Annotated in this window: 20 protein-coding genes; 7 read left to right on the forward strand and 13 right to left on the reverse strand. The window is 55.4% G+C overall.

Annotated elements, in window-relative coordinates; translation table 11 throughout:
- Positions 1 to 70: 70 nt before the first annotated feature.
- Positions 71 to 2,884 (reverse strand): glycoside hydrolase family 9 protein, encoded by a 2,814-nt coding sequence (locus ONV78_RS05915; RefSeq protein WP_279501852.1) that lies wholly within the window; start codon positions 2,882 to 2,884, stop codon positions 71 to 73.
- A gap of 699 nt (positions 2,885 to 3,583) precedes the next feature.
- Here ONV78_RS05915 and ONV78_RS05920 point away from each other — a divergent pair.
- Positions 3,584 to 4,297: a response regulator transcription factor gene (locus tag ONV78_RS05920; RefSeq protein ID WP_347815408.1), complete on the forward strand. Its 714-nt coding sequence runs from the start codon at positions 3,584 to 3,586 to the stop codon at positions 4,295 to 4,297.
- A 728-nt stretch (positions 4,298 to 5,025) separates the two neighbouring features.
- Complete coding sequence (locus ONV78_RS05925) at positions 5,026 to 5,427, forward strand: hypothetical protein (RefSeq protein ID WP_279501854.1); 402 nt, start codon at positions 5,026 to 5,028, stop codon at positions 5,425 to 5,427.
- A gap of 12 nt (positions 5,428 to 5,439) precedes the next feature.
- Here the strand turns inward: ONV78_RS05925 and ONV78_RS05930 are convergent, their stop codons facing one another.
- The 3 genes from ONV78_RS05930 to tagH form a co-directional block, all read right to left on the reverse strand.
- Positions 5,440 to 6,696 (reverse strand): HD-GYP domain-containing protein, encoded by a 1,257-nt coding sequence (locus ONV78_RS05930; protein ID WP_253938203.1) that lies wholly within the window; start codon positions 6,694 to 6,696, stop codon positions 5,440 to 5,442.
- A gap of 380 nt (positions 6,697 to 7,076) precedes the next feature.
- Positions 7,077 to 8,774, reverse strand: a complete 1,698-nt coding sequence (locus ONV78_RS05935) for a methyl-accepting chemotaxis protein (protein WP_279501855.1) — start codon at positions 8,772 to 8,774, stop codon at positions 7,077 to 7,079.
- Between the two features lie 241 nt (positions 8,775 to 9,015).
- Entirely contained in the window at positions 9,016 to 10,362 is a 1,347-nt protein-coding gene (tagH, locus tag ONV78_RS05940) for a type VI secretion system-associated FHA domain protein TagH (protein WP_279501858.1), read from the reverse strand.
- 372 nt (positions 10,363 to 10,734) lie between these two features.
- Here tagH and ONV78_RS05945 point away from each other — a divergent pair, with 372 nt between their 5' ends.
- The 5 genes from ONV78_RS05945 to ONV78_RS05965 all read left to right on the forward strand — a co-directional run bounded on the left by ONV78_RS05945 (position 10,735) and on the right by ONV78_RS05965 (position 14,736).
- Complete coding sequence (locus tag ONV78_RS05945; RefSeq protein ID WP_279501859.1) at positions 10,735 to 11,553, forward strand: TOBE domain-containing protein; 819 nt, start codon at positions 10,735 to 10,737, stop codon at positions 11,551 to 11,553.
- A 108-nt stretch (positions 11,554 to 11,661) separates the two neighbouring features.
- Positions 11,662 to 12,429 (forward strand): molybdate ABC transporter substrate-binding protein, encoded by a 768-nt coding sequence (gene modA / locus ONV78_RS05950; RefSeq protein ID WP_279501861.1) that lies wholly within the window; start codon positions 11,662 to 11,664, stop codon positions 12,427 to 12,429.
- Positions 12,430 to 12,491: 62 nt separating this feature from the next.
- Complete coding sequence (gene modB / locus ONV78_RS05955; protein WP_127969824.1) at positions 12,492 to 13,184, forward strand: molybdate ABC transporter permease subunit; 693 nt, start codon at positions 12,492 to 12,494, stop codon at positions 13,182 to 13,184.
- Positions 13,181 to 14,257, forward strand: a complete 1,077-nt coding sequence (modC, locus tag ONV78_RS05960; protein WP_279501864.1) for a molybdenum ABC transporter ATP-binding protein — start codon at positions 13,181 to 13,183, stop codon at positions 14,255 to 14,257. The genes modB and modC overlap by 4 nt, the downstream gene beginning before the upstream one ends.
- A 23-nt stretch (positions 14,258 to 14,280) precedes the next feature.
- Positions 14,281 to 14,736 (forward strand): bifunctional diaminohydroxyphosphoribosylaminopyrimidine deaminase/5-amino-6-(5-phosphoribosylamino)uracil reductase RibD, encoded by a 456-nt coding sequence (locus ONV78_RS05965; RefSeq protein WP_279501865.1) that lies wholly within the window; start codon positions 14,281 to 14,283, stop codon positions 14,734 to 14,736.
- Positions 14,737 to 14,791: 55 nt separating this feature from the next.
- Here the strand turns inward: ONV78_RS05965 and cysG are convergent, their stop codons facing one another.
- The 9 genes from cysG to ONV78_RS06010 all read right to left on the reverse strand — a co-directional run bounded on the left by cysG (position 14,792) and on the right by ONV78_RS06010 (position 26,144).
- A complete protein-coding gene (gene cysG, locus ONV78_RS05970; protein ID WP_279501866.1) occupies positions 14,792 to 16,201 on the reverse strand; it encodes a siroheme synthase CysG in 1,410 nt (469 codons plus the stop codon).
- An 8-nt stretch (positions 16,202 to 16,209) separates the two neighbouring features.
- Positions 16,210 to 17,493, reverse strand: a complete 1,284-nt coding sequence (serS, locus tag ONV78_RS05975) for a serine--tRNA ligase (RefSeq protein WP_279501868.1) — start codon at positions 17,491 to 17,493, stop codon at positions 16,210 to 16,212.
- Positions 17,494 to 17,518: 25 nt separating this feature from the next.
- Entirely contained in the window at positions 17,519 to 17,902 is a 384-nt protein-coding gene (gene crcB / locus ONV78_RS05980; protein ID WP_216735821.1) for a fluoride efflux transporter CrcB, read from the reverse strand.
- A 27-nt stretch (positions 17,903 to 17,929) separates the two neighbouring features.
- Complete coding sequence (locus ONV78_RS05985) at positions 17,930 to 19,276, reverse strand: replication-associated recombination protein A (protein WP_279501870.1); 1,347 nt, start codon at positions 19,274 to 19,276, stop codon at positions 17,930 to 17,932.
- Positions 19,273 to 19,902, reverse strand: coding sequence for an outer membrane lipoprotein chaperone LolA (lolA, locus tag ONV78_RS05990; RefSeq protein ID WP_216735820.1), 630 nt, complete (start codon positions 19,900 to 19,902; stop codon positions 19,273 to 19,275). The genes ONV78_RS05985 and lolA overlap by 4 nt, the downstream gene beginning before the upstream one ends.
- A 5-nt stretch (positions 19,903 to 19,907) precedes the next feature.
- Positions 19,908 to 22,409 carry a DNA translocase FtsK gene (locus tag ONV78_RS05995; RefSeq protein ID WP_279501872.1) on the reverse strand — a complete coding sequence of 834 codons (2,502 nt, stop codon included), beginning with the start codon at positions 22,407 to 22,409 and terminating at the stop codon, positions 19,908 to 19,910.
- Between the two features lie 243 nt (positions 22,410 to 22,652).
- The gene (locus ONV78_RS06000) at positions 22,653 to 23,876 is read right to left on the reverse strand and encodes an O-succinylhomoserine sulfhydrylase (RefSeq protein WP_279501886.1); all 1,224 of its coding nucleotides are present in this window, start codon (positions 23,874 to 23,876) and stop codon (positions 22,653 to 22,655) included.
- A gap of 214 nt (positions 23,877 to 24,090) precedes the next feature.
- Positions 24,091 to 25,611, reverse strand: coding sequence for an amidophosphoribosyltransferase (gene purF / locus ONV78_RS06005; RefSeq protein ID WP_279501887.1), 1,521 nt, complete (start codon positions 25,609 to 25,611; stop codon positions 24,091 to 24,093).
- Between the two features lie 44 nt (positions 25,612 to 25,655).
- Positions 25,656 to 26,144 (reverse strand): CvpA family protein, encoded by a 489-nt coding sequence (locus ONV78_RS06010; protein WP_011396317.1) that lies wholly within the window; start codon positions 26,142 to 26,144, stop codon positions 25,656 to 25,658.
- Positions 26,145 to 26,185: the final 41 nt, after the last annotated feature.

Below are 26,185 nucleotides of genomic sequence, written 5' to 3' on the forward strand. Positions count from 1 at the left end.
GTCGCCGCCCACCGACTGGAATCCAGCGCACTGGAACCGCTTCCGGTCGGAGTTTGGCGAATTTGCTGAGTTATCTGGCGGTGCAGGTTGGCGGTGAGAAACTTCCGTCGTGAACGCCCTGCAGACCAAAGCTGGTCGCTGCGCCGGGCCCTAATGAACCGTTGTAAGGCATATTTTTCACGGTGAGGGTTTTACCGTCCGCAGACAGCGTGTAGGCCCCGTTCCACAGGTTCACGATGGAAGTGGGTTCATCAAAGGTGAGAACGACTTCCCACCCGTTGATAGAAGACGATCCGTTATTGACGACTTTGACGTCGCCCAGCACATAGCCGGTATTCCAGACATTCAGCCCGCCGACGCTGCAGGAGATATCCCCGCCTGCGTCCGGCTCGGCGACCTTGATCATGATTGCGTCAGAAGCGTCGTCGATTTCCTGGCCATCGGTGGACAGCGCAATCAGCTTCAGGGTGTAATCTCCTTCCGCTGTTGGGGCTGCGACCTCAATCGCACCCGACGCGCCCCCTTCGCCAGCGACTGCATCATTGAGATACAAACGCACGCCGGCGGCGTTATCCAAGCGATACCGCACAGTGAAGGATTGCCCCGGACTTACTTCGAATCCGTCAGCAGGATCGGTGATTTCCAACGCCGGCAGGTCCGGCGCTTCCACATTGATGTCGACCTGCGCCTGCGGCGAGCGTCCGCCATCGTTGTCCACCACGGTGTAGGAGAATGAATCCAGGCCATGGTACCCGGCATGAGGCATATAGGTGACCGCCGGGCCTGTTCCAGTCAGGGCGCCATGGGCGGGTTGCGCGTATTCATAACTCACGATGGAGCCGTCGCTGTCTTCGCCATGCAAGGTGATGTCGACCGCTTCGTCCATATTGGTGGTCACGCTTAATGATTGCGCCTGGGGCAGACAATTGACGCCTGAGTCGCCGCCGCAACCTGCGCCGGGTTCTTCGCCCCAGACCAGGTCAGCGCCGTCATACAGAGCGATTTTGCTCGCTTTTTTGTAGACGCCGTCATAACTGTCCCAGGATGGATCGCCTTCGTTACCCCACTCGCTGGCGTTGCTATTGGTCGGCAGCGAAATTCTGAATTGCACTTCCCTGCGGGACTCGGACTGTCCGCCAGGATAGATATTCACTCCCTGGAAAGAGGCGTCCACATAATAGATATGATCCTCAGGATCGCCCCAGGGCTGCAGCCCGCTCACCTCCGTCGCCTGACTGTAGGCAGTGGTGACTTTGATATCCTGCAGGCCATAACCGGCGGCGAATTCGTCAGAAAGATCGACCCAGTAGCGGAAGCGCAGGTGCTCGCTGCCGCGCGCCGGCCAGGCGCTGTGGTTATGCACCTGCGCAGCGATTTCCACATAACGGGGACCGCTGGAATTCAGCTTGGCTTCGACATAAAACTCTTCGTCTTTTGCTTCCGCCTGCGGGAAAGCGTTATCAGGAATCGGGTCGCCGCCAAAATCCAGATAGAGGCGCGCCAGGGCGGATGTAAAGCCTGCGTTATAGTCCGTGGCCACCTCATTCTTCACATAATCGCCCCGGTCGTCCGCATAGTTATCGTTACTGTCAGGCCCGCCAACCAATGCTCCCACCAGCAAATGTCGCGACTGCTCCGGCGTGCGCAGGTTGTTGGTCCAGGTTCCGTGGGCCGTACGATGATGGGGGTTAGTGGGATAGTTGGCGCCATAACCAATTTGATAACTGACGCCCGCCGGATTGTTGCCAAGCAGGTATTCGATCTGACTGCGGCCGAAGTCGTAATAGGCTTGCGCTTTCTCCGCCTTGATGCCGGCGTTATTCAAAAAGTCGGCGTAAACCAGCGCAATAAAAGCGGTGTTGGCGGCGTAGCGGTTGGCGCCCCACACATCCAGATAAGCCAGACCGCCGGGGGTATAGTTCACCCGTTCGCCGTTGTAACCGGTCGTCCAGTAATCCAGCCAACGCTCCGCATCCGCCTGATAGCCGGCCTCCCCTGTGATCTGCGCCATCAGCACATAAGAGCCGTAGGCTTTATTATCCCAGGCATGCCCCCATTTGTAGGCTTTGACGTCTTGTTGCCCTTCTCCGCCCAGCTTCTGGTATTCCTGTTTCGCCTGCTGCAGATAGCTGGCTTCGCCGGTGGCGCGATATAGCCAGAGCGCGGACCAGACCAGTTCATCCTGATAACCGCTCCAGGATTTGTAGTAACTGCCCGCGTCAGTGATGCAATCAGAATATTTGCCGCGATAGGTATTGGCGAACTCGTACAACTGGCTGGCGTGGGTCAGCAGTGTATTGGCGTATGCGCTATCCACCGGTTTGAAAACCATTGCGATCGCCGCCAGCGCCGCGGCGGTTTCTCCCGCCAGATCCGAGCCCGGACAACTGACGTCTATTTTATAAGACGGGCGCGCCATCGGCATGACTTCGGCGGAGCCCCACCAGGCGTGGTCCGCGCCGCCATTGCCGACCTGCCCCCACAACTCATTGGGCGCGGTATGGGCTTTTACGAAATAATCGGCGACAAAACGCAGATTATTGAGGATGTGTTGTAACTGACCGGACTGCGCATAGGCGTCCCGATACTCCACCGCGCCCCAGGCCAGCAGTGTCGCCGACGCCGCCATGGGAAAACCGAATTTGACGTGATCGCCAGCGTCATACCAACCGCCGCTGAGATCATGCCCAACATCGGCGCCGTCCTGTAGCGCCGAATTGTCCCGCCATTCAACGCGATTCCAGTCCGGCAATACGCCAGACTGCTGGGCTTCATAGAAGTAGATGGATTTCTGCAGGGCTTCACCGTAGTTTTCCTGCGCCATCCCCTGAGCGGACATCAGTGCGCATCCGCCTAACAGGGTCCATACCGATAGTTTACTCATATTCTTTCTCCTTACTTCGCCATTCCGATTCACGTCAGTCGCATCGCTCACCGCAGGCAGGACGTTGGTCGCGTTTTATTTTTATGATCCCCCTGATAGCGCCAGGGTTATTTTTTGATCATCTTTGAAAACGTTTTCAATCTTTCGTAAAATTTTTTTACGCTTTGATTCGACTCTTTCACCTGTGCCGGCAAGCTATACGCTCGCGTGGGCTGATATGATAAAAGCAGTCTAGTTTGCAAAGTCCGGTTTGTAAAAAACGATCTGAAATACGCCCTGTTTTGGGGTGCTCATAACCGGCTGCGTATCACTAAATAGCGCTATTTGTCTCCATTTCCGGCAATCATGATATGAAATCACTTAAAAAAGTATCGGTTTTTGGGTCTAGACCCGAATCGCCACTTTTTCTATACAAGCGTCCCTATCACCGTCGCCGCCCAGGCGCATTCCGGGCCCATCCGGTGACGCCCCTCGTCAAGGTATCCAAAGCATTCACATGACTTGGCGATGATTTCAGATTTATGAAATCGTTTTCCAGTTAACTGCATTATGCAAAGCTATACCGGAAAAAACATAGGCAAGTCAGACTATGCCCTTTGAGTGAGCGCCCCCGCCCGCTACACTGACGCTTATTGAGCTTTTACACTTGGGACTATATCCTCCTGCGGTTTTTCACACTCTTACTGAACAACGAGACCCATTTCATTGACCGCCACCAAGCCGCGTATTCTTGTTATCGACGATGAACCGCAAATACTGCGCTTCCTGCGCATCAGTCTGCGCTCGGAGGGCTATGAGGTATTGCAGGCGGGCAACGCTACGGAAGGTTTAATGCTGGCGTCCTCAGAAGCGCCGGATGCGATTGTGCTCGATCTGGGACTGCCGGACATGGACGGCCAAGAAGCGCTGAAGCAACTGCGACGCAGCAGTCGCATACCAGTGCTGGTGCTGTCCGTACGCTCCTCGGAGGCGGAAAAAGTAGAGGCGCTGGATAACGGCGCCAACGACTACGTCACCAAGCCGTTCGGAATTCGCGAGTTCGTCGCCCGCATCAGAGTGCTGCTGCGCGATCGCGAACCCACTGCGTTGCGTCCTGCCGCCAACGTCTACCGTTCCGCCGGCCTGATCATCGACTTTGTGAAGCGTTCAGTGATTCTGGACGACGAAGACATTCATCTGTCCAAGAAGGAATACGCATTACTGGCGCGACTGGCGACCACACCCGACCATGTGGTGACGCAACAGCAACTGCTGGCGGAAATCTGGGGGCCGACGCACAAAGAGGATACGCATTACCTGCGCATTGTGGTGGCCAAACTGAGAAATAAGCTCGGCGACGCCCCTTCCTCTCCCCGTTTTCTGGTGACGGAACAGGGCGTCGGCTATCGGCTGATCACCTACGAGGCGGAATAAGCCGCCGCAACCTCAGCGGATGATGATTGAAAGTTGAGTGATTACAGCGTGGTCCTCGCCCAACCGCCGATCTCACCTGCGCGACGTCCGGCGATCTGGCGGCGGTCCGGATTCCCTGGTTCAAAACGAACGCTGTTGCGTCGATCGGCGTTAGTGCGCCGAGGTCCAGACCGGCGATCTATACCGTTATAGTGTAAATCTCTTGAGGTAAAGTTAGCTGGCATAAGCAGTCCTATATTTTCTAATTTATATTAACAGCTTGTTTAATCGGCAATTTCCTGATTATGCCTCAACCCCGCTTCCCAGCAATAAACTCACGATATTACTATTTATTAATAAGTTAAACCTTCCCGATAAAACAATATTTCATAAAAACCATATTTTTCATGCAGTTGAATGGATGTAAAGCGAAATAATCAACAGATTTTTCATGAATTCATTCCGGTAATTACCTAATTAATGAGAGGATTAATCCTCACTTATATATTCCAAGTAAACTGCAATTTAAATATTACAAATAGCAAACTGATGCAGATGAAAAACTATCGCAATCAAGTCATCAATATAATCAAATGCATTGATATCGATTTCAGGCCTCACTACCAAAAATCTAAAAATAAGCCGATTTCTCCCCAAACGACGCTCTACCCGGCCTTCTGCGCCTCCCGCATCATAAACCCTGTTTTTGTTGATTCATCTTTCAGAGAAGTATTGGGGGACGCGAAGTCATGGATTTGTCAGCCGCATTGGTGGGATTAGGTATTTATTTGCTGATATGGGAAAAACTGCCGGAATGGGGAACCTGGTTTAATCGCGTGATTGCGAGCCTGCCCGGCCCTCTGGCGAAACTCTACGAAGATTGGCGTTGCCCTTACTGTTCAGGCTTCTGGATCGCCCTGGCGCTGCATGGTTTGGTGGGAATGACGACGTTGAGCGAGACTTTCAGGCCCGTATTCGACGCAGCATGGCTGACAACGCCCATGATATGGTTTCTCGACGCCCTGGCCACGGCGACGCTCATTCTTGTTGGCAAACTGGCGTTGAGCGCGCTGTCGGGCCCTGCGCTTAAAGGGCATCAGATGGTAGCGGAGTTCAAGAAGGCGAAGACTGTTGAGGCGGAGAGCGCCTGAACGCATTGCGGCTCAGTCGTCGTACTCGGCGAGCCGCAACCCTTTCTTCACATAATTTTCCAGGCGCACGCCAAAGGTTCCGTTAGGATGAATTTCCTTGATGCGCAGCGGTTTGCCTGCATCGGTCAGGCAGTTGATGGACAGATCGAGGATGGTTTCTTTACGTAGCTGTTTTTTCTCATCCAGCACCAGCAATATTTTGGGCTTAAGACGATATTCATTGTTGGAGCGTACGATGATTCCCACTTCGCCGCTGTTGAGTTCCGCGATATGGCCCGCCGGATACACTCCCATGGTTTTGATGAAGAATTCCGCCACTTCCAGGTCAAAGTGCTTGCCTCTAACGTCATAGATGATGCGCAGAGACTCCAGCGCCGACATGGGGTCTTTATAAACGCGGGCGGAAGTCATGGCGTCATAGGCGTCCACCACGCCGACTATTTTCGCCTTGAGTGGAATCTGGTGAGCCGCCAGTCCGCGCGGGTAGCCAGTCCCATCCACTTTCTCATGATGACTGTAGGCGACATCCACGGCGCTCTTCGGCGCTGAGGACAGCGAGATAAGAATATCCCGGCCGTACTGGGAGTGCTGCTTCATGATCTCAAACTCATCCTTGTCCAGACTGCCCGGCTTATTGAGGATTTCATCCGGCACCTTGACCTTGCCCACATCGTGCAGCATGCCGCAAACGCCGATGTCCACCATTTCGGATTCGTTGAACCCCATCTCCCGTCCGATGATGATGGATAAGACGCAGACCCGCAGGCAATGCTCAGCGGTGTAATCATCCTTATCCTTGATCAGGGAAAGCCATTGCAGCGCGTTAGGATTACGCATGATGCTGTCGACGATATCCGTCACGGCGACGGTCACCGCCGCCATATCGATATCCCGCCCCAGCTTCACGGCGCGGAACACATCATGAATTGTCTGCCTGGCCTGCCCCATGGAATTAGTCGCTTTGGTCAGCTCCCGATAGGCGGGCACTTTGTGCACCAAACGGGTCTTTTCTTTCTTCACTCGGGTGCGGATTTTCTTGCCGCTGGGCGCGGTGACGGTTTTCTCTTCCTCCACCACCTCCGTCTCCGACTGCACGTAGACGAATTCACACTGCGTCTGCAGTTCCTGAATATCGCGCCAGTCGTAAATGAAGAAACCCTGATAAACGAACCGGGTCTCCTCCCAGGGGCGGTCCAGTTGAGCCACATACATGCCGACCTGAAGTTCGGACACAGGAATTTTGACGAGGGATCGGCGACTTTGCGGCATCAATGACACGGTGTTCTCATAGGCTTGGTTACAGGCTGATTCGCGACGCTGCCATCTATTTTCAGTCTAGCAAAGGATGGCCTAAGGCTCCCAAACGCCAGCACGCGAAGAGCCGGCCATTTTAGCGCAGGAGCGGTGTACGGGAATAAGAAAAAGCCGCGCCTGCGTCTCAACTCACGAACAAACGTCAAGCCTGACTGATTTAGTTGCATTTAGCGCACGGGCAACCAGGCTACAAACAACGCCGCTCGATGACTGACAGTCTGCGGCAATCGGAGCCATCGACTACCAAGTGGCGGCTAGATGTGTTCATAACCATCAACGCTGACGGCCAGGTGCAGGGCTTCCTGGGGGCCCATTTGAGTTGGAAATGGGCTCCATCAAGGCAACTTGAAAACCTGAATCTTATCCTGCAGGCCATGGGTCATCTGACTTAAGGACTCCGCTTTTTTCTCCAATGCACGCAGATCCTGGGAGGTCTCTTCCGCCAGATCCCTCACTGCGCCAACGCTTTGGTCAATAGAGCCGATGGTCGCCGACTGCTCTTCCGTCGCAGAAGCGATTTGCAGACTCAGGTTGCTGATGGCCTCAATGCTGGAGGCAATCTGTTCCAGCGACGTCATGGTTTGCGCCACAGATTCACTGCTGCGGGACACCTCGCCAATTCCCGCATCCATGGAGTTAACCGTATTGTCCATGCCCTCCCTGAGCTTGGCGATATTGGATTCTATTTCTCCCGTTGATTCCTGCGTGCGCTTGGCGAGCGTCCTCACCTCGTCCGCCACTACCGCAAAGCCCCGGCCTTGTTCGCCAGCGCGCGCCGCTTCTATTGCCGCGTTGAGGGCAAGCAGGTTGGTCTGCTCCGCGATGCTTTTTATGACCTGCAGTACGTTTTCAATCTGGGAAAACTCTTGCGACAATGCATTGACCTGCCCTGAAGCGTCGTCAAAACATGCTTTTAAACGCGTCATATTATTGATGGACTGCCTTCCCACCCCGTTTGCGGTCGAGGTGTATTCCGTCGCCTTCTCCACGGAAGTCTTGGCTTCATTGGTCGACGCTGCGATTTCCTCCATCGCGGCGGTCATTTCCGTGATCGCCGTGGCCACCATATCCGTCTCGCTCGCCTGCCTCTCCGTTCTGGCGTTGGAGTCCGCAGTGAGACGGGCCACTGTTGAGGAGTCATCCGCCACGTGACGAATGAGAGTCCGAGCGTCGCCGAGAATGTCCCTGAAGCGCCCAACCAGACTATTGAACCCTTTCGCCATCATGCCAATTTCATCCTGGCTGCCATAATCTGAACGCAGCGTTAAATCAGCGTTCTTTTCTACATCGCCAATCAGCCGGTAAAGGTTCAGCACCGGTCTTTCGATCTTCCTGAGCACGACCAGATAACCCGCCGCCGCCGCGAGCGTCAGCAGTATCAGGAAGCAGATCAGCGCCAGAATAATGTTCGACACCGCATTCTGAATCCCGGAGAGTTGTTGACTGGTGCGCGCTTCCAGCGCTTTGAAGAACTCATCGATGGGCTGCATGATCTTGGCTTTCTCACGATGATAGTCCTGGCCATGCATCAGCTCTCTGGCGCGCTCCAAACTACCGTCTTCCACCGCTTTCATCGCTTCGACTTCCAGGTTCACCAGGCCGTCCGAGTTTTTCTGCGCCTGTTTGAGCAGGTCAAATTCCTTTTGCGAAAAACCAAGATTCTCCATCATCTTTTGCAGAGAAATTGTTTCGCCATCTGGCTTGGGCTTATCCCCCGCATTCAGCGCCAGATCCCAGTATATGCGGTGATAATCCTGAGGGCGGGGTTTAACGCCATTACGAATATCCAGAACAGACTGGTACATCTGCTTGTATTTCTGATCCCCGGTCACCACGTAAGTGCGGGCCAGCCTGGTCAGGTCATCCGAACTCTGCCGCAACTCATCCGCCCGCTGGTAAGACGCGTACCGGGTTTCCGTCGTCTGCTTCAACGAAGTCACTTCCGAACGCAAATAGAACGCCAGTAAAAAGTTGGCCAGGGTGCTGGCGATAATCACGCCAAAAATGGTTAGGAATAGCGGACGAATCTTCACAATGTGTTCTCCCTCTCTTTTAAAGGCCTCGCCCCGGGGAACACATACAGTTCGTATGACCAACGCACTGCGATACCACGCATACCGCAGGAGAGAGTGATTGCGCCCTTTGGGGCTGCTTCATGTTGAAGAAGTATAGAACAGTTAAGAGAGAGGCGAAGACGGGAGTGCGTTCGACCACCCTGTCGAAACGGCGGCGCCCGCACTGCGAGCGCCTTGAGATAAGCGGAGGAACGACGCCTTACAGGTCGTCTTCGTCCGCTTTATTGTTTTTGCGTTGGGCCTTGAGCTGATTGAAGTAGAACTCGTAGCTGTTGGCGAAGTCTTCGGAGAATTTACCTTGAAACGCCTGTTCTTCGTCTTTGCGCAACTTGTTATAGGCTTTCAGGTATTCATCCCAGTATTTGCGATGATTACCGCCAATCCAGGGCTGCCCATGCTTGTTGTCGATATGCTTGACGATCTGCTCCGGGTCGAGAGATTTGATGATCCGGGTGTACAGCCCGCGCACGGATTTGTACAACGCGCGCTGGTGATCGCGAATATCGGCGAACGCTTCTTTCATCGCTTCGTCGGCGGAAAGGTATGTCGTCCCCTGCTTCAGCAAGAGATTTTCCAACGCCACCTCAGGAGTCGGTGAAAACTTCAGGGGATTGTTTTCCGCCACGCGAATCTGGGTCTGGTTGATGCGCAACTCATTCTTCAACGACTGCTTTTCGCGCAAGGTGGAGAGCACTCCTTCCACCGCTTCTCTCAGCAGGTCCATGGATTTATCCACTACCTGCTTATGGGCTTCCTCCGTCAGCGTCATCATGCCCAGGGCCTGAGTCAGCCAGTCCGGGGTCATATCCTTTTTGCTGAATTGCGTGGTTTGCTCATCCTGTTCGGGAGCAGTGGCCGCTTCTTCAGCAGCTGGCTCCGCAGCGGGTTCAAATTCATCTTCAAGCGCCGCCTCCGCATCACGCGGCGCAGCGTGATTCACCAGCGTCGGCGCTTCCACATCTTCGATGATTTCCGCGTCCAGGATGCCGTCATCCATGTCCGCCTCGCTCTGCGGCTCCAGATCATCCTGCATCTCCGCCTCCACCTGCTCCGGCGGCACGGCGGTGGTGTTCGCCGCATGCTGGTAGACCGGCCAGGGTTCCTCGCCGGAACCGATCCAGTCATCCAAATCTGACATAGCGGTTTGAGAAGCAATATCGGATGAAATTCGAGTCGCCTCGATATCCGAGTCAGGCGCAAACATTTGCGTCCGATCGTCACTTGGCTCAGCCAGCTCCACTTTCAGCTCATACTGCCCCAGCATCAGGCGGTCGCCGTTCTTGAGCGGCTCCGGGTGGCCTTTGATAAGCGGATGCCCCAGATGATTCAGGTAGCTGCCGTTAGTGCTGATATCGATAAAGCTGTATCGACTTCCGTCGAACTCGATCCGTCCGTGGTCCGAGGATACATACCGATTGGCGTCCGGCAGCACCAGGGAGTTCGTAGTCGCTCTCCCGATGGTTGCGCCGTCTTTGCCGACGGTAACAGTCACCCCAGACATGTCGCTTCCGGGGGGACATTTAGTCACTTTGAGGATGAGTTCCATTTACTTTTTCACTGTTCTTAAATTTTAGACAAAACATCAGGCGTATAAGCGCCAAACGAAGGTGAAATCAGTCATTCTTTTTTCACAAAGTTTACGGCGTCGTCAAAGGGTCATGCAATGTTTATCCTCCCCGCTATGCCGCGCCGCCGCTTACATGACAGTTGATCGCATCACCGTTATATAGAATACTATATAACGCTTTTTTGAGAGCAGGATCGCCTGCTTTCCACCAACGCCAGCAGTTATAACCAAACGCCAGGAAGCATCCGCCAGGTGGCGAGCTGCGAGAGGCAGGCTCTGCGCCTGTTGTGTTCGATAACAGGATAAAGTTTGCCCAACGGATGAAAACCCATGAGCGAAAGATGAAAAATCATGAGTGAAAATAGCGACAGCGCCAAAGTTCTGGAGCTGGCTGGCGAGTTCTGGCTCAACCAGAATGTGCGCGGCGTACAAGGAGGCTCCCGCATCGCCTTGCTGGAACACATCGACAGCGCCGGCTCCATCACCAAAGCAGCCAAGCTGACCGGAATCAGCTACAAAACCGCCTGGGACGCCGTGGACGCCATGAATAATCTGTCGCCGCACCCAGTAGTGGAGCGCGCCACCGGCGGTAAGCAAGGCGGCGGAGCGCGCCTGACGCCCCAAGGCCGCAAACTGGTCTCCGCCTATCGGGCGATGGAGGCGCACTACTCCGCTTTATTAAGCCGATTACAGCGGGACATTGACGATTTTGACGATATTCACGGAGTGCTTCAGGCCATGGCGATAAAGACCAGCGCGCGCAATCAGTTTCGGGGAGTGATCAGTCGCGTGCAATCCGGCGCGGTGAATGCGGAAGTCGCCCTGGACCTGGGAGACGGCCTGGAACTGGTGGCGGTAGTGACCCAGGATTCGGTTAAGGATCTGGGACTGACGCCGGGACGCACGGCAAGCGCGATCATCAAGTCCAGCTTTGTCATTCTGGCGACGGACGAGACCCTGAGGCTCAGCGCACGCAATCGTCTATGCGGCGTCGTCAGCGACATTCGGCACGGTCAGGTGAACGCGGAGGTGCGCGTGCGCTTGAGCGGGGATCGGACGCTGACCGCCGTCATCACGAAACAAAGCCTGGAGGAACTTGGTCTTACTGAAGGCGCGCCCTGTCAGGCTTACGTTAAAGCGTCCCATATCATTCTGGCGGTCAATCAATGACCCTCGCCGTCGTAGAGCGCCAGTAACGTTCTACGACGCAACATCGGCGACGCCGCCAAAAACGCTGCCCTGTAAAGCAGGGCTTATCAACACGAAAAGGATCTGTACATGTTGACACGCTTTACTCTCGCTCGCGCAATCGCGGCGACGTTCATCGCCTTGTTTCTGGCGCCGCTGGCTAATGCAGGCGAGGTTTTGGCGGCGGTATCCGCCAATTTCACGTCCACCATTCAGGCGCTGGCCCCAGACTTCGAGGCGCAGACCGGACACCGTCTCAAACCCAGCTTCGGCTCCACCGGCAAGCTTTACGCGCAAATTACTAATGGCGCGCCCTTTGAAGTATTTCTGGCGGCGGATGACGTACGCAGCAAAAAAACCATAGACGCCGGCGTAGCTGTTGAAGGGAGCGACTTCGTCTACGCTAGCGGACGTCTGGCGTTATGGAGCAAAGATCCCGTTCCAGGCGGAGACGGCCGCCAGTGGCTGGAAATCAACAAAGGCAAACTGGCTGTCGCCAATCCCAAGACCGCTCCTTACGGCGCCGCAGCCGTCAAAACCATGCAATCGCTAAAGCTATATGATCAGCTGCGCCCTCAGTTGGTTTTTGGAGAAAACATTTCGCAGACCTATCAGTTCGTTTACAGCGGCGCAGCGGCGCTGGGATTCGTCGCGCTATCGCAGGTGATCGCCATGGATGAAGCCGAACGCGGCGCCTACTGGCTGGTTCCTCAATCGCTGTATGCGCCGATACGGCAGGAAGGCGTTCTGTTGACCAAAGGTCAGGATAATCCGGCCGCGGTGGCGTTTATCGACTATCTGAAGTCCCCCCGCGCCCGCTCGATCATCGAATCCTTTGGTTACAATGTTGAAGAATAAGGAGAAATGCCGATAATGACGCCCTATTTCATCCCGATATCCGGCATAAGGAACTTGATTAGATGAATGCAGTGGGCGTCCAGGGGCTGGTCGACTGGCAGGCGGTGTGGATCACGCTGAAACTGGCGGGGCTGACCACCCTGATTCTGATGGCTCTGGGCACGGCTATCGCCTGGGGACTGGCGCAGAGCCGGCACTGGAGCAAACGTCCGCTGGAGGCGATTATCTCGCTGCCTTTGGTGCTGCCGCCCACCGTGCTGGGCTTCTATCTGTTGCTGCTGTTAGGTCCTAAAGGCCCCATTGGCGAGATCACCCAGGCTCTGGGATTGGGCGTGCTGCCCTTCACTTTTCCCGGCTTGGTGGTCGCTTCCGTCATTTATTCGCTGCCCTTCGCCGTACAGCCTATTCAGAACGCCTTCGAGACCCTCGGCGCCCGCCCGCTGGAGGTCGCCGCCACCTTGCGCGCCTCCCCCTGGGATCGCTTCATGACCGTCGCATTGCCGCTTTCCCGCTCAGGCCTGATCACCGCCGCTGTGCTGGTGTTCGCCCACACGATTGGCGAATTTGGCATCGTGCTCATGATCGGCGGCGCCATCGCTGGCGAGACCAAAGTTCTGTCAGTGGCCATTTATGATCACGTGGAGGCCATCGAGTACACCCAGGCCAACATTCTCTCCGCCGGCATGCTGATCTTTTCCTTCACGGTGCTGCTGGCGCTGCAGATTATCCGCAAGCCGGCGAAGGTGATCGCATGAACGACGATATCTCCGCTTCCTTTTTCTCGCACAAAGGCGACTTTACTCTGGACGTCGCGTTCACTACGCCGGGCCAGGGAGTCACCGCCCTGTTCGGTCGCTCCGGCTCAGGCAAAACCACGCTGCTACGCTTTATCGCCGGTCTGGAGCGAGCGGAGAAAGGCGCCCTGCAAATCAAAGACGAAGTCTGGCAAAGCGCAGACCTGTTCGTACCGCCGCATCGCCGCGCCCTGGGTTATGTGTTTCAGGAACCCAGCCTGTTTGCGCACCTCTCGGTCATGGACAATTTGCTTTACGGCTATCACCGCATTCCACAATGGGAGCGCAGAGTGGCGCCGGAAGAGGTCATTCGCTGGCTTGAACTGGAGCCCCTGATCGGACGCAACACCCATTCCCTGTCTGGAGGGCAAAGACAACGAGTGGCCATTGGCCGCGCTCTGCTCACCAGCCCCAAACTGCTGTTGATGGACGAGCCTCTGGCCAGCCTGGATTTGCAGAGTAAGGAAGAAATCCTGCCCTACCTGGATGAGCTGTTTCAGCAGTTGGACATTCCCGTTTTCTACGTGAGTCATTCGCCTGATGAAGTCATGCGCCTGGCTTCGCATCTGGTGCTGCTGGACCATGGCGGTGTCCGCGCCGGCGGCCCCATCAACGATCTGCTCACCCGCCCCGACCTGCCTCTGGCGCACCTGGAGGAGGCCAGCGCCGTCGTGCACGCCAACATTCAGGCCCATGACCTGGAGTACCATCAAACCCTTCTGGGCGTTCCTGGAGGCGTTTTGGCCGTGCATCACAAACAGGGACCGATTGGCCAGCAAGTCAGACTGCGCATCCACGCCAAGGACGTCAGCCTGGCGCTGAAGCCACCCGAGTTGAGCAGTATCTCCAACTGCATTCCGGTGAAGGTGATCGATATCAACGTAGACAGGGAGCCGTCACAGGTAGTGGTGCGTCTGGCTCTGGGGGAAGAAACCATTCTCGCCCGCGTCACCCGCCGCTCCATCGATCAATTGCATATCGAGAGAGGCATGCAGCTGTTCGCCCAAGTAAAAAGCGTAGCCTTAATTGACTGATTCCCTTGGAGAGAGAAAGTTTAATGGAAAGCAGTGAACTGGAGCGTTTCATGCGGCTGGCCATCATCGAAGGCCGAAAAGCCATCGCGCATTGCCGCCCCAACCCGCCTGTCGGCTGCGTACTGGTGCGCAACGGCCAGGTTGTCGCATCAGGCCATACCAACGCGCCTGGACAACCTCATGCCGAAGCTATGGCGCTGCAGAATCTGCCTGGCCCGACCGCGGACGTCATCGCTTTTGTCACTCTGGAGCCCTGCTCGTTCCAAGGCCGCACGCCGTCCTGCGCTCAGGCGCTGGTCAAGCGAGGCATACGCACTCTGTATGTCGGCATGATCGACCCTCATCCGAAAAATCGCGGGGCTGGCATTGATATCCTCAAGCATGCAGGGGCTGAAGTGGTGGTAGGGTTACTGGAAGATGAGGTACGAAAGGAGCTTGAGGCATATTTATGGCGTCCGGAAGACGAGGAGAGTCACTAAAAGCTCGTTAGGACAGTTTGGCCCCGCCCATAAGAGCGGAGCCTGATCGGCGTCTTTAATCCATCCAGCGCAAACGGTCACGCAAGGTCACGACATCGCCGATAATAATGATGGTTGGACCAGGAATCTGTTGCTCCTCGACCTTCTTGGCGATATTGCCCAGCTCTCCCACCAGAACCCGCTGATCCGGCAGCGTGCCGCGGGATACCAGAGCGATTGGCGTTGACGGCTTCATGCCATGCGCGATCAGCTCGCGACTGATCACAGGCAGCCCCACCAACCCCATGTAGAACACCAGGGTCTGATTGTCCTGCACGAACTCATGCCATGGCAGGTCGCAGGTGTCGGACTTCAGATGGCCAGTCACAAAACGCACCGACTGCGAATGATCTCTGTGGGTCAATGGAATACCGGAATAGGCCGCACACCCTGAAGCGGCGGTAATGCCAGGCACAACCTGAAACGGGATGCCCGCATCCGCCAGCTGATCGATCTCTTCACCGCCGCGGCCAAAGATAAAGGGGTCGCCGCCTTTAAGGCGCAACACCCGTTTTCCTTCCTTGGCCAACTCCACCAACATGGCGTTGATCTCCTGCTGCGGCAACGTATGGTTGGAGCGGGCCTTGCCCACGTTGATACGCTTGGCGTCGCGACGCACCAGATCCAGAATCTGCGGCGAAACCAGACGGTCGTACAACACCACATCAGCCTGACGCATCAAGCGCAGCGCCCGGAACGTCAATAAGTCAGGATCGCCGGGCCCGGCGCCGACCAGATACACTTCACCCGCACCGGTGATCGCATCCGCCTGCTCGCCGCTCAGCATGTCATCCAGCATCGCTCTGGCTTTGTCCGTACGTCCGCAAAACACCAGATCGGAAACGACGCCTTCCAGTACGGACTCCCAAAAGCGACGCCGCTGGTTGATATGGCCAAAACGGGCCCGGACTTTATCCCGGAACTCCATCGCCAAATCCGCCAGCCTGCCAAAACCATGAGGGATCAACGACTCCAGACGGTTACGCAGCAGACGGGTCAATACAGGCGCGCCGCCGGAACTGGTCACGGACACCAATATCGGGTGACGATCGATAATAGAGGGAAAGATAAAACTGCTTAGCTCCGGCTGTTCTACAACATTCACCGGAACACCGCGCGCCTGAGCGGCTTGCGCGACCTGTTGATTCAAGTCCTTAGAATCGGATGCCGCGACGACCATCGCACAGGATTGCAATAGCTCAGGATGAAAGGATTCAGAAGTAAGAGTAATGGCGTTGAGCACGTCAGCGCTCTCAACGAGCGCCTTCGCATTCGCATCGCCCAGGAGCCGGACTTTGGCCCCTGCGCGCAACAGCAGGTCAGTTTTGCGCACCGCCTGCTCAGTGTCCCCAACTACAAGACATTCCCTGCCCTGTAGATTCATGGATATGGGCAGAAAATCCCAGGTCTGTAGTTGTGTGGACATCAATTACCTCAGTTAGCTGGTTTGATCACCTTCACGCCGCCCATGTATGGCTCCAGCACATCCGGCACCAGAATGGAGCCGTCCGCCTGCTGGTAGTTTTCCAGCACAGCGATCAAAGTACGTCCTATCGCCAGACCAGAACCATTCAACGTATGCACCAGCTCCGGCTTACCGGTTTCCGGGTTACGCCAGCGCGCCTGCATGCGGCGCGCCTGGAAGTCGCGACAGTTGCTGCAAGAAGAAATCTCACGGTACTTCTTCTGCGCCGGCAACCAGACTTCGATGTCATAGGTTTTCGCCGCAGAAAAGCCCAGATCGCCTCCGCACAGCGCCACAACACGATACGGCAGGTTTAACAACTGCAGGATTCGTTCCGCATTGCCGGTGAGTTCCTCCAACGCCGCATCAGATTGCTCCGGCGCGACCACATGAATCAGCTCTACCTTCTCAAACTGGTGCTGGCGGATCATTCCGCGTACGTCACGGCCATAGCTGCCCGCTTCGCTACGGAAACAGGGAGTATGGCTGGTCATTTTCAGAGGCAGCTCTTTGGCGTCCAGAATTTCTTCACGCACCAAATTGGTGACTGGCACTTCCGCCGTTGGGATCAGATAAAAGTCATGCTCGCCCGGCACTTTAAACAGGTCCGCCTCAAATTTGGGCAACTGTCCCGTGCCCTGCAAGGCATGCGCGTGCACCAAAAACGGCGTCATGGTTTCCTGATAGCCGTGTTCAGTGGTGTGAATATCCAACATGAACTGCGCCAGCGCGCGGTGCAGTCTGGCCAGTTCGCGGCGCATCACCACAAAACGGGAGCCAGCCAGCTTGGCGCCGCTGTTGAAGTCCAACAGGCCCAGGCTCTCGCCCAGATCAACATGGTCCTTGGGTTCGAAATCAAATTCGCGGATGCTTCCCCATTGGCGCACTTCCACGTTGTCGTCTTCACTTGCTCCTTCAGGAACAGCGGCGTCAGGAAGGTTGGGAATGCCTTGCAGCAGGTCGTCCAATTTGTCCTGGATGTCCTGCAGCTCTGCTTTTGCGGACTCCAGTTCTTCGCCGATTTTAGCCACTTCGTCTTTCAATGGCTGAGGGTCCTGACCCTGCTTCATCATCATGCCGATATTCTTCGACTTACTGTTGCGCTCGCTCTGCAGTTCCTCAGTACGGACCTGAACGGACTTGCGCCGCTCTTCTAATTGACTGAACGCGTCTACGTCCAGGTCATAGCGTTTGGTCTTTAGTCTGGCAGCCACTTCATCCAGGCTGTTGCGAAGCAATTTTGGATCTAACATGAATTCGTCCAGTAATTTTTTTAAATCAAAGAATAAGCCGAGTCAGAGCGATACCTGCGCCCACGGCGAAGAGGCATAGTATAACGCTCATAAAAATATAGGCGAGACCTTGCAACAGCTGATCGCTTTGCATCAGGCTCCAGGCTTCCAGCGAAAAGGTGGAAAACGTGGTCAGCGCGCCTAAAAAGCCCACCATTATCAAAGATCGCAGCTCAGGTTGTCCATGCAGTTTCTCCACCACATACACAAAAGCCGTCCCCAGCAGAAAAGAGCCAAGCAGATTCACCGCCAGCGTGCCCCAGGGAAATTTAGCGCCCGCCACATTACTGACCCAGGCGACGATTAAATACCGGCTGACAGCGCCAAACGCGCCGCCAAGAGCAACATACACAAGATGGGGAATGCTCATAATGATCACGAACAGATTTCAGGTGGTTCAGGAGCGGCTCTGATACTCTTCGTCCAGACTCCGCAGGTATTCCAGCTTTTCCTTAACTTTGCTTTCCAGGCCCCGCTCCACAGGATGATACAGACGCAGGCCATCCAGCTCTTCAGGCAAATACGTCTCGCCGGCGGCGTAGGCCCCAGGCTCATCATGAGCGTAACGGTATTCTTTGCCGTAGCCCATTTCCTTCATCAACTTGGTCGGCGCATTGCGTAAGTGCACGGGAACCGGATAATCCGGCGACTCCGCCGCCAGCTTCATCGCCGCGTTAAACGCGTTATATACCGCATTACTCTTTGGCGCGCACGCCAGATAAACAATCGCCTGAGCAATCGCCAGCTCGCCTTCCGGGGAGCCCAGTCGCTCTTGCACATCCCAGGCTGAAAGCGCGAGATCCAGCCCACGCGGATCGGCGTTGCCAATATCCTCACTGGCCATACGCACCACGCGACGGGCAACGTACAAAGGGTCGCAGCCCCCGTTCAACATACGGGCGAACCAGTACAAAGCGCCATCAGGATTGGAGCCGCGCACGGATTTGTGCAATGCGGAGATCTGATCGTAGAACGCATCTCCGCCTTTGTCGAAGCGTTTTAGTGAAACCTGCATTACCGACGCCAGCAGCTCACGGGAGAGAATCCCACCCTGCTCGCCTGGGTCAGCCAGATCAGACATGGTTTCAAGTATGTTCAGCGCCTGTCTCGCATCGCCGTTGGCGGCTTCAGCGATCATCCGCAACAGGTCGTCGTCGTAGCTCCAGGGCGTTTGCCCCAAACCATTTTCAGCGTCCGTAAGAGCCCGTTGTAATAGCGCCGTCAGGTCATCGATGGTGAGCGGTTTTAATGGATACACCCGCGCCCGCGATAACAGTGCGTTATTCAGCTCAAAAGAGGGATTTTCCGTGGTGGCGCCGATAAAAACAAAAGCGCCTTCTTCTACGTAAGGGAGAAAGGCGTCCTGCTGGGACTTATTGAAACGGTGGACTTCATCCACGAACACAATGGTCTTGCGCCCGTTTTGTGAGTTTGCGCGAGCGCGCTGGCTGACTTCGCGAATTTCCTTAACCCCGCTCTGCACGGCGGACAAGGTAATAAATTCTGCCCCCGTGTATCCCGCCACCAGTCGGGCCAAAGAGGTTTTGCCTACGCCGGGGGGGCCCCAGAAAATAACTGAGTGCAGCTGATCGCGCTCCAGCGCCTTGCGTAACGGTTTATCTGCATCCAGCAGATGCGTCTGCCCGATATACTCATCTATGACACGGGGACGCATGCGCGCCGCCAGAGGCGCATACTGCGCGCTCCGGCGACGTTCTTCCGACTCAAACAGGTTCAGCGTCAAGGCGCCTCCCGGATGACGTCTACGCCATCAGGGATCTCAAAGTGAAAGGCTTTTTCGCTAATGGTTTGATTTACCGATACGCCAGTGAAGAAAAGGCTGGTTTGCTGACCAAGAGAGTCCTTCAGCTTCATACTCACCAGCTGATCGTTAACAAAACTCAGTTGCAGCGTGTCGAACAGGGAATCAACGCCTTTCGGACGCAGCAGGAAATCCACCTGGCCCGGCTGTGATTCCGGTTGCTCTTCCACCTGATACTGTTCATCAATCTTGCCAACTTCTCCACTCAGCAGCAGCGCTGGCGTGTTGGAAAGTTGCTGCGACAGGTGCTGAATCGTCACCTGTTCCAGATCCGGATCGTAAATCCAAACCTGCTGGCCGTCTGTCACGATGGTCTGTTCCAAAGGCGCTTTGGTTTTCCAATAGAACAAACCCGGGCGTTTGGCTTTTAATGTGCCAGTCACTTCCTGCATCACCTGCCCGCTCTGGGAACGCATGGTTTGCGTGAAGTTGGCGGTAAAGGTTTCTACATTTTTCAAAAGGCCGGAGAGCGTATCCACGCCCGCCGCATTCGCCATCATACTAGCGGCGCTCAACGCCGCCACGGAGAGTAGTTTCAATAATTTCATGGATATCAATCTCTAGGAGGAGGTGGTGCCAGAACTTCCCGGGAGCCGTTATGGCCTGCGGACGAGACCACGCCCGCCGCCTCCATCGCGTCAACCAGGTTGGCCGCCCTGTTGTAGCCAATTTTCAGACGACGCTGCACGGCGGATATGGACGCCTTGCGACTTTCGGTCACAAAGGCTACAGCCTGATCAAACAAGTCGTCTTTTTCGGTGCCGTTGTTATTGTCGCCGCCGCCATCGAAACTAGCGACAAACTCGCTGTCCGTGGCGCCGTCGAGAATTTCGTCCAGATAATCAGGCTCGCCCCGTTGTTTCCAATCATCCACCACACGGTGCACTTCATCATCGTCGACAAAAGCGCCATGCACACGGATTGGCAAGCCGGTACCGGGGGGCAAATACAGCATGTCGCCATGCCCAAGCAACTGCTCTGCGCCGCCCTGATCCAAAATAGTACGGGAGTCGATCTTAGAGGACACCTGAAACGCCATACGGGTCGGCACGTTGGCTTTGATCAAACCAGTAATAACGTCCACTGACGGCCGCTGGGTCGCCAGGATCAAGTGAATACCCGCCGCTCGCGCCTTCTGGGCGATACGGGCGATCAATTCTTCCACTTTCTTGCCGACGATCATCATCATGTCAGCGAATTCGTCAACGACCACCACAACAAATGGCAGTGGGGTCAGCATCGGCGGCTCTTCTTCAAGCGCGTTATCGCCCGGTTTCCACAGAGGATCACGAATCGGCTCGCCAGCAGTGATGGCGTCTTTCACGACTTTGTTGAAGCCTGCGATATTTCTAACGCCCATGGCGGCCATCAACCGATAGCGGCGCTCCATCTCCCCTACACACCAACGCAGCGCATTGGCGGCTTCTTTCATATCCGTCACTACCGGCGTGAGCAGATGGGGAATGCCGTCGTAGATGGACAACTCCAACATTTTGGGGTCGATCATGATAAGGCGCAGTTCTTCCGGGGTCGCCTTGTAAAGCATGCTGATCAACATGGCGTTAACGCCCACGGACTTACCGGAGCCCGTGGTGCCCGCCACCAGTAAGTGCGGCATTTTCGCCAGATTGGCGACAACCGGATTACCCGCGATATCGTTGCCCAATCCCAGTGACAATGGCGAGCTGGAATCGTCATAGGCTTTAGAGGACAACACTTCCCGCAAACGCACGATGTCGCGGTTTTCGTTAGGAATTTCAATACCTACCACGGACTTGCCGGGGATAACCTCCACCACACGCACGCTGATCACCGCCAACGAACGCGCAAGGTCCTTGGCCAGATTGCTGATGCGACTGACTTTAACACCAGGCGCAGGCTGGATTTCAAAACGGGTGATCACCGGGCCAGGGTTCACCTCCACCACTTCGGCGACAACGCCAAAGTCGTTCAATTTCACCTCCAGGAGGCGCGACAAGTTTTCCAGCACCTCGGGAGAATAGCCGCCTTTTTTCGAGGTTTCAGGCGGGTCCAGCAGATTCAAGGATGGCAATGGGCCTTCCGCAAAGTTAAACAGTGACGGCTGCGATGCGCGCTTGGCTCGTTTGCTCTCCCCTCCCGCTTCTTTCTGGAACGGCAGAATCCTGACCTTTTTGTCCGCAGAGTCCGCGGGCGTTTCGCTATCCACGTCCATGGTGTCGCCCAAACTGGGCTCAACTTTGGTCTCGGCTTTCTTTTTGCCGAAACTCAGCAAGGAACGCTTTTTAGTCTCTTGCTCTTCAGGGACATTAACCCGAGAGTCCAACAGCGGAATACGATCGTCCTCATCATCAAAGTCTTTCACTTCCCGTTTCGCCTTTTTAGGCTTGGGAGGCGGCGCTTCGGCTTCTAATCTGGCTTTTTCTTCGCGACGGGCTTCCGCACGCTCTCCCATCTTCTCTTTTGCGGACGAAAACTCTTCGCCGATGCGACGGAACAACGCCAGTGTCTTAGCGCCGACCCAGTCCATGATCTTCAACCAGGACAAACCGGTGGCGATGCTAAAACCGAACAAGGAAAGCGCCACCCATACCAGCGTACTGCCGATAATGTTGAAGGTGTCGACCGCCATCCCGGCGACTTCCGCGCCGACAATGCCGCCGGAGCTGGAGTTCAGGCCACTGACCGAATACATGGTCAACAACGAACAGGTGGACAACACCAGCACGATCAGACCGACTACACGGATAACCACCATCCACCAGTTGATGGGGTGGCGCATATGGCGCTGACGGAACAATTGCACCGACCGTAATACGAACAAAAAGGGAAATAAGTAGGCGACGTAGCCGAAGAAGTACAGCAGTACGTCGGAAATCCAGGCGCCAACGCGCCCAGCGTAGTTAACGACCTGGGAATGATGCCCTGTGCTGGTCCAGCCAGGGTCTGAAGGATTATACGAGACCAGGGCCAACACCAGATAAACGGCGATGGTAACACAAGCGATCAACACCCCTTCACGGAGCCCCTGCTCCAGGTAGCGCTTCGCTCTGTTGTCTTCTATATCTGCTGGCATAAGGATTTTAGCTGGCTAAATATTCAGTAGTGTACACAAGCCGGGAGTCTAGGTGAACCCAGCTTAACCGCGCATTAATAGAATTTAACGCCAAAAATTAAAATTGCGCTCTATCTATTTGTTTATATTGATTTTATTCTAGCTCAAGTTGGCGGGAGATGCATTTTTCGACAGTCTGACGGTCGTATCAGGCGGGATCAGACGAAAAAACGCCGGGGCTTTCGGCCGCCCCGGCGTCTAAAATCAAGCGCCCAACGCCGCTGCGCCGGCCAGTAGATCTTCACGAATATCCTCAAAATCCTCCAGTCCCACGCAGAGACGAATCAGATTCTCGGAAATACCCGCCAGCGCCTTGTCGTCATCGGAAAGGCGACCATGAGTGGTGGTCGCCGGATGCGTCATAGTGGACTTCACATCCCCCAAATTGGCGGTGATGGAGATCCACTTGGTGTTGTCGATAAATGACCAGGCCTCTTCTCTGCCGCCCTTTACCTTGAATGACAGCACTCCGCCATAGCCTTTCTGCTGACGCGTAGCCAGCTCATGGCCTGGATGATCAGGCAATCCGCAATAGTGGACTTTCTCCACCCAGCTTTGCTCATTCAGCCATTGGGCGACCTTCATGCCGTTCTCACAATGCGCTTTCATGCGAATTGGCAGCGTCTCCAGGCCCTTCAGGAACACCCAGGCGTTAAAGGGGCTCATGGTAAAGCCGCCGGAGCGCAGGAACGCCAACACTTCCGACGTTAATGCAGTGTTACCCACTACCGCGCCGCCCAGGCAACGCCCCTGGCCGTCCAGATACTTGGTCGCCGAGTGAATCACTAAGTCCGCTCCCAGACTCAGCGGCTTTTGCAGAACCGGCGTACAAAAACAATTATCCACCGCCAGCAAAGCGCCATTGGCGTGCGCCAACTGCGCCAGAGTCGCAATGTCGGCCACTTCGTTCAAAGGATTGGATGGCGTTTCGATAAACAATAATCGGGTATTGGATTTGATCGCCGCGCGCCAGCCGTCCATGTCCGTCAGCGGCACAAAAGTCGTTTCCACGCCGAACTTCTTCATGTACTTGTCAAATACGGCGTGAGTCGTACCGAACACGTTACGGGAACAGACCACATGGTCGCCGCTTTTCAGTAGCGCCATACAAGCGGACACTATCGCCGCCATGCCAGAAGCGGTCGCCACACAGTTTTCCGCTCCCTCCAACGCCGCCAGACGCTCTTCAAACATGCGTACAGTAGGATTGGTGTAGCGCGAATAGACATTGCCGGGATTATCGCCAGCAAATGTCGCAGCAGCTTCCGCCGCCGACTTGAAAACGTAGCTGGAAGTGGGATAAATCACTTCCGCATGCTCTTGCTCCTGAGTGCGGATCTGGCCCGCGCGAATCGCCTGTGTAGCATCGCGCCAGTCTACTTCCGGGGGCAGCAGAAGCTCACGGGTTTCAGTTTTTCTGCCTGACATCGTCTGTTCCTGGATATGAAGTGGGGGCGCCTGAGGAGAGCAAGAGAGCGCCCTCCCCTATCCGGCGCTATAGCGTTGTTCCGTGCAGTCTATTGAATTGACCGCTGAATGGGTAGTCGTGCGACTGAATAGATCCTGGTGCAACTGACTAGACAGTAGCGCGACTGACGCCGGCATAGCGACCGGCGTCATGCGCAAAAGACGCTGCCGACGATCAGTCGTCGTTGTGCAGGTCCAGAGGCGCTTGCGCCATCATCAGTTCCTGCTCGCGCTTGGACTTGCTGCTGTCGTTACGGACAGCCTCCAGTCGCTGGAGATATTCATCGTTCACATCGCCAGTCACATAATCGCCATCGAACACGGAGCAATCGAATTTTTCTATATTCGGATTGCCTTCCAGAGCGCAAGATACCAAGTCTTCCAGGTCCTGATACACCAGCCAGTCAGCGCCGATCAGTTCCTGCACTTCTTCCGGCGTGCGGCCGTGAGCAATCAGCTCGTTGGCGGAAGGCATGTCGATGCCGTACACGTTGGGATAGCGCACAGCCGGGGCCGCCGAGGCGAAATAGACTTTCTTGGCGCCGGCGTCCCGCGCCATTTGCACGATCTCGCGGCAGGTGGTGCCGCGTACGATGGAGTCATCCACCAGCAGCACGTTTTTGCCGCGGAATTCCAGCGCGATGGGATTCAGCTTTTGACGCACGGATTTCTTACGCTGGTTTTGGCCCGGCATGATAAAGGTGCGGCCAATGTAGCGGTTCTTGATAAAGCCCTCCCGGTATTTCACTCCCAGACTCAGCGCCATTTGCATGGCGGAAGTGCGGCTGGTGTCAGGAATCGGCATCACCACATCGATATCGTGATCAGGGCGCAGACGATGAATCTTCTCCGCCAGATAATCCCCCATGCGTAAACGCGCCTTGTAGACGGAAATGCCGTCCATGATGGAGTCGGGTCTAGCGAAGTACACGTACTCGAAAATACAGGGGTTTAGTTTTGGGTTTTCCACACACTGCTGCGTGTGCAGACTGCCGTCAGTCTCAATGTAAACTGCTTCGCCCGGAGCGATGTCGCGTTGCAGCTCGAAGCCCAGCGCGCTGAGCGCCACGCTTTCGGAGGCTATCATGTACTCAGGCCCTTTCGCCGTTTCCCGTTTGCCGAAGCAGGCCGGGCGAATCCCGTTGGGATCACGGAAGGCGACGATGCCATAGCCAGTAATCATGGCGATGACAGCGTATGCGCCTTTAACACGCTTATGAACCGCTTTAACCGCCGCAAATACGTCGTCCTTTTCCGGCACCAGTTTGCCCAGCTTCTGCAGCTCATGAGCGAAGATGTTCAGGAGCACTTCAGAATCGGAACTGGTGTTGACGTGACGCAGGTCGGTGCGAAAGATATCGCGAGCCAACTCTTCCGCATTGGTGAGGTTGCCGTTGTGGGCCAGCGTGATGCCGTAAGGAGAGTTCACATAAAAAGGCTGGGCTTCCGCAGAACTGGAAGAGCCCGCTGTGGGGTAGCGAACATGGCCAATGCCCACACTGCCGACCAGACGCATCATATGGCGAGTGCGGAACACGTCGCGCACAAGACCGTTGTCCTTTCTCAGGAAAAAACGGTCGTCCTGGAAGGTAACGATTCCCGCGGCGTCCTGGCCACGATGTTGTAACACGGTGAGTGCGTCGTAAAGGTCCTGATTAACATTCGCTTTACCCACAATACCAACAATACCGCACATGTATGGTTACCTCGTCTTTGAATCTCGCGCAAAATTTAAGCGGTTTATGTAAGCATAGACGCTATGGGGTCGCCGAAGACCGACCGCGACCAAGCTTCCAATTTTTCAAAATGGGGAATTAACGTCGATTCCGACCACCAGGGGTCCTGTACGACGGGAGTCAGTCGCAACAGCGCCACGACAACGACAACCAACACCACGCCCCGGATCATTCCAAACGCCATGCCCAAGGTACGATCGGTACCGGACAGGCCAGTGGACTTCACCAATGCGGAAATCAAATGGTTCAGCAACGCGCCGATAATGAGCGTCACGATGAAAAGTATGACAAAGGCTGCAATCAGCCTGACGGAAGGTACGGAGATAAGCCCTTCCAGCAGCGTGGCCAAATGCACATAAAACATGCGCGCCACTATAAATGCGAGAACCCAGGTAACCAGAGAAAGCGCCTCTTTGACGAAGCCTCTGACCAGGCTGACTACCGTGGATAAACCAATAATTCCAATAATGACCCAATCGGCCCAAATCATCATAGCATCCTGGAAATAGCGTAATTAGCCCCCGGATTTCGGGG

It is taken from the genome of Hahella sp. CR1, from assembly GCF_029813005.1.
In the GTDB taxonomy this organism is placed as follows: Bacteria; Pseudomonadota; Gammaproteobacteria; order Pseudomonadales; family Oleiphilaceae; genus Hahella.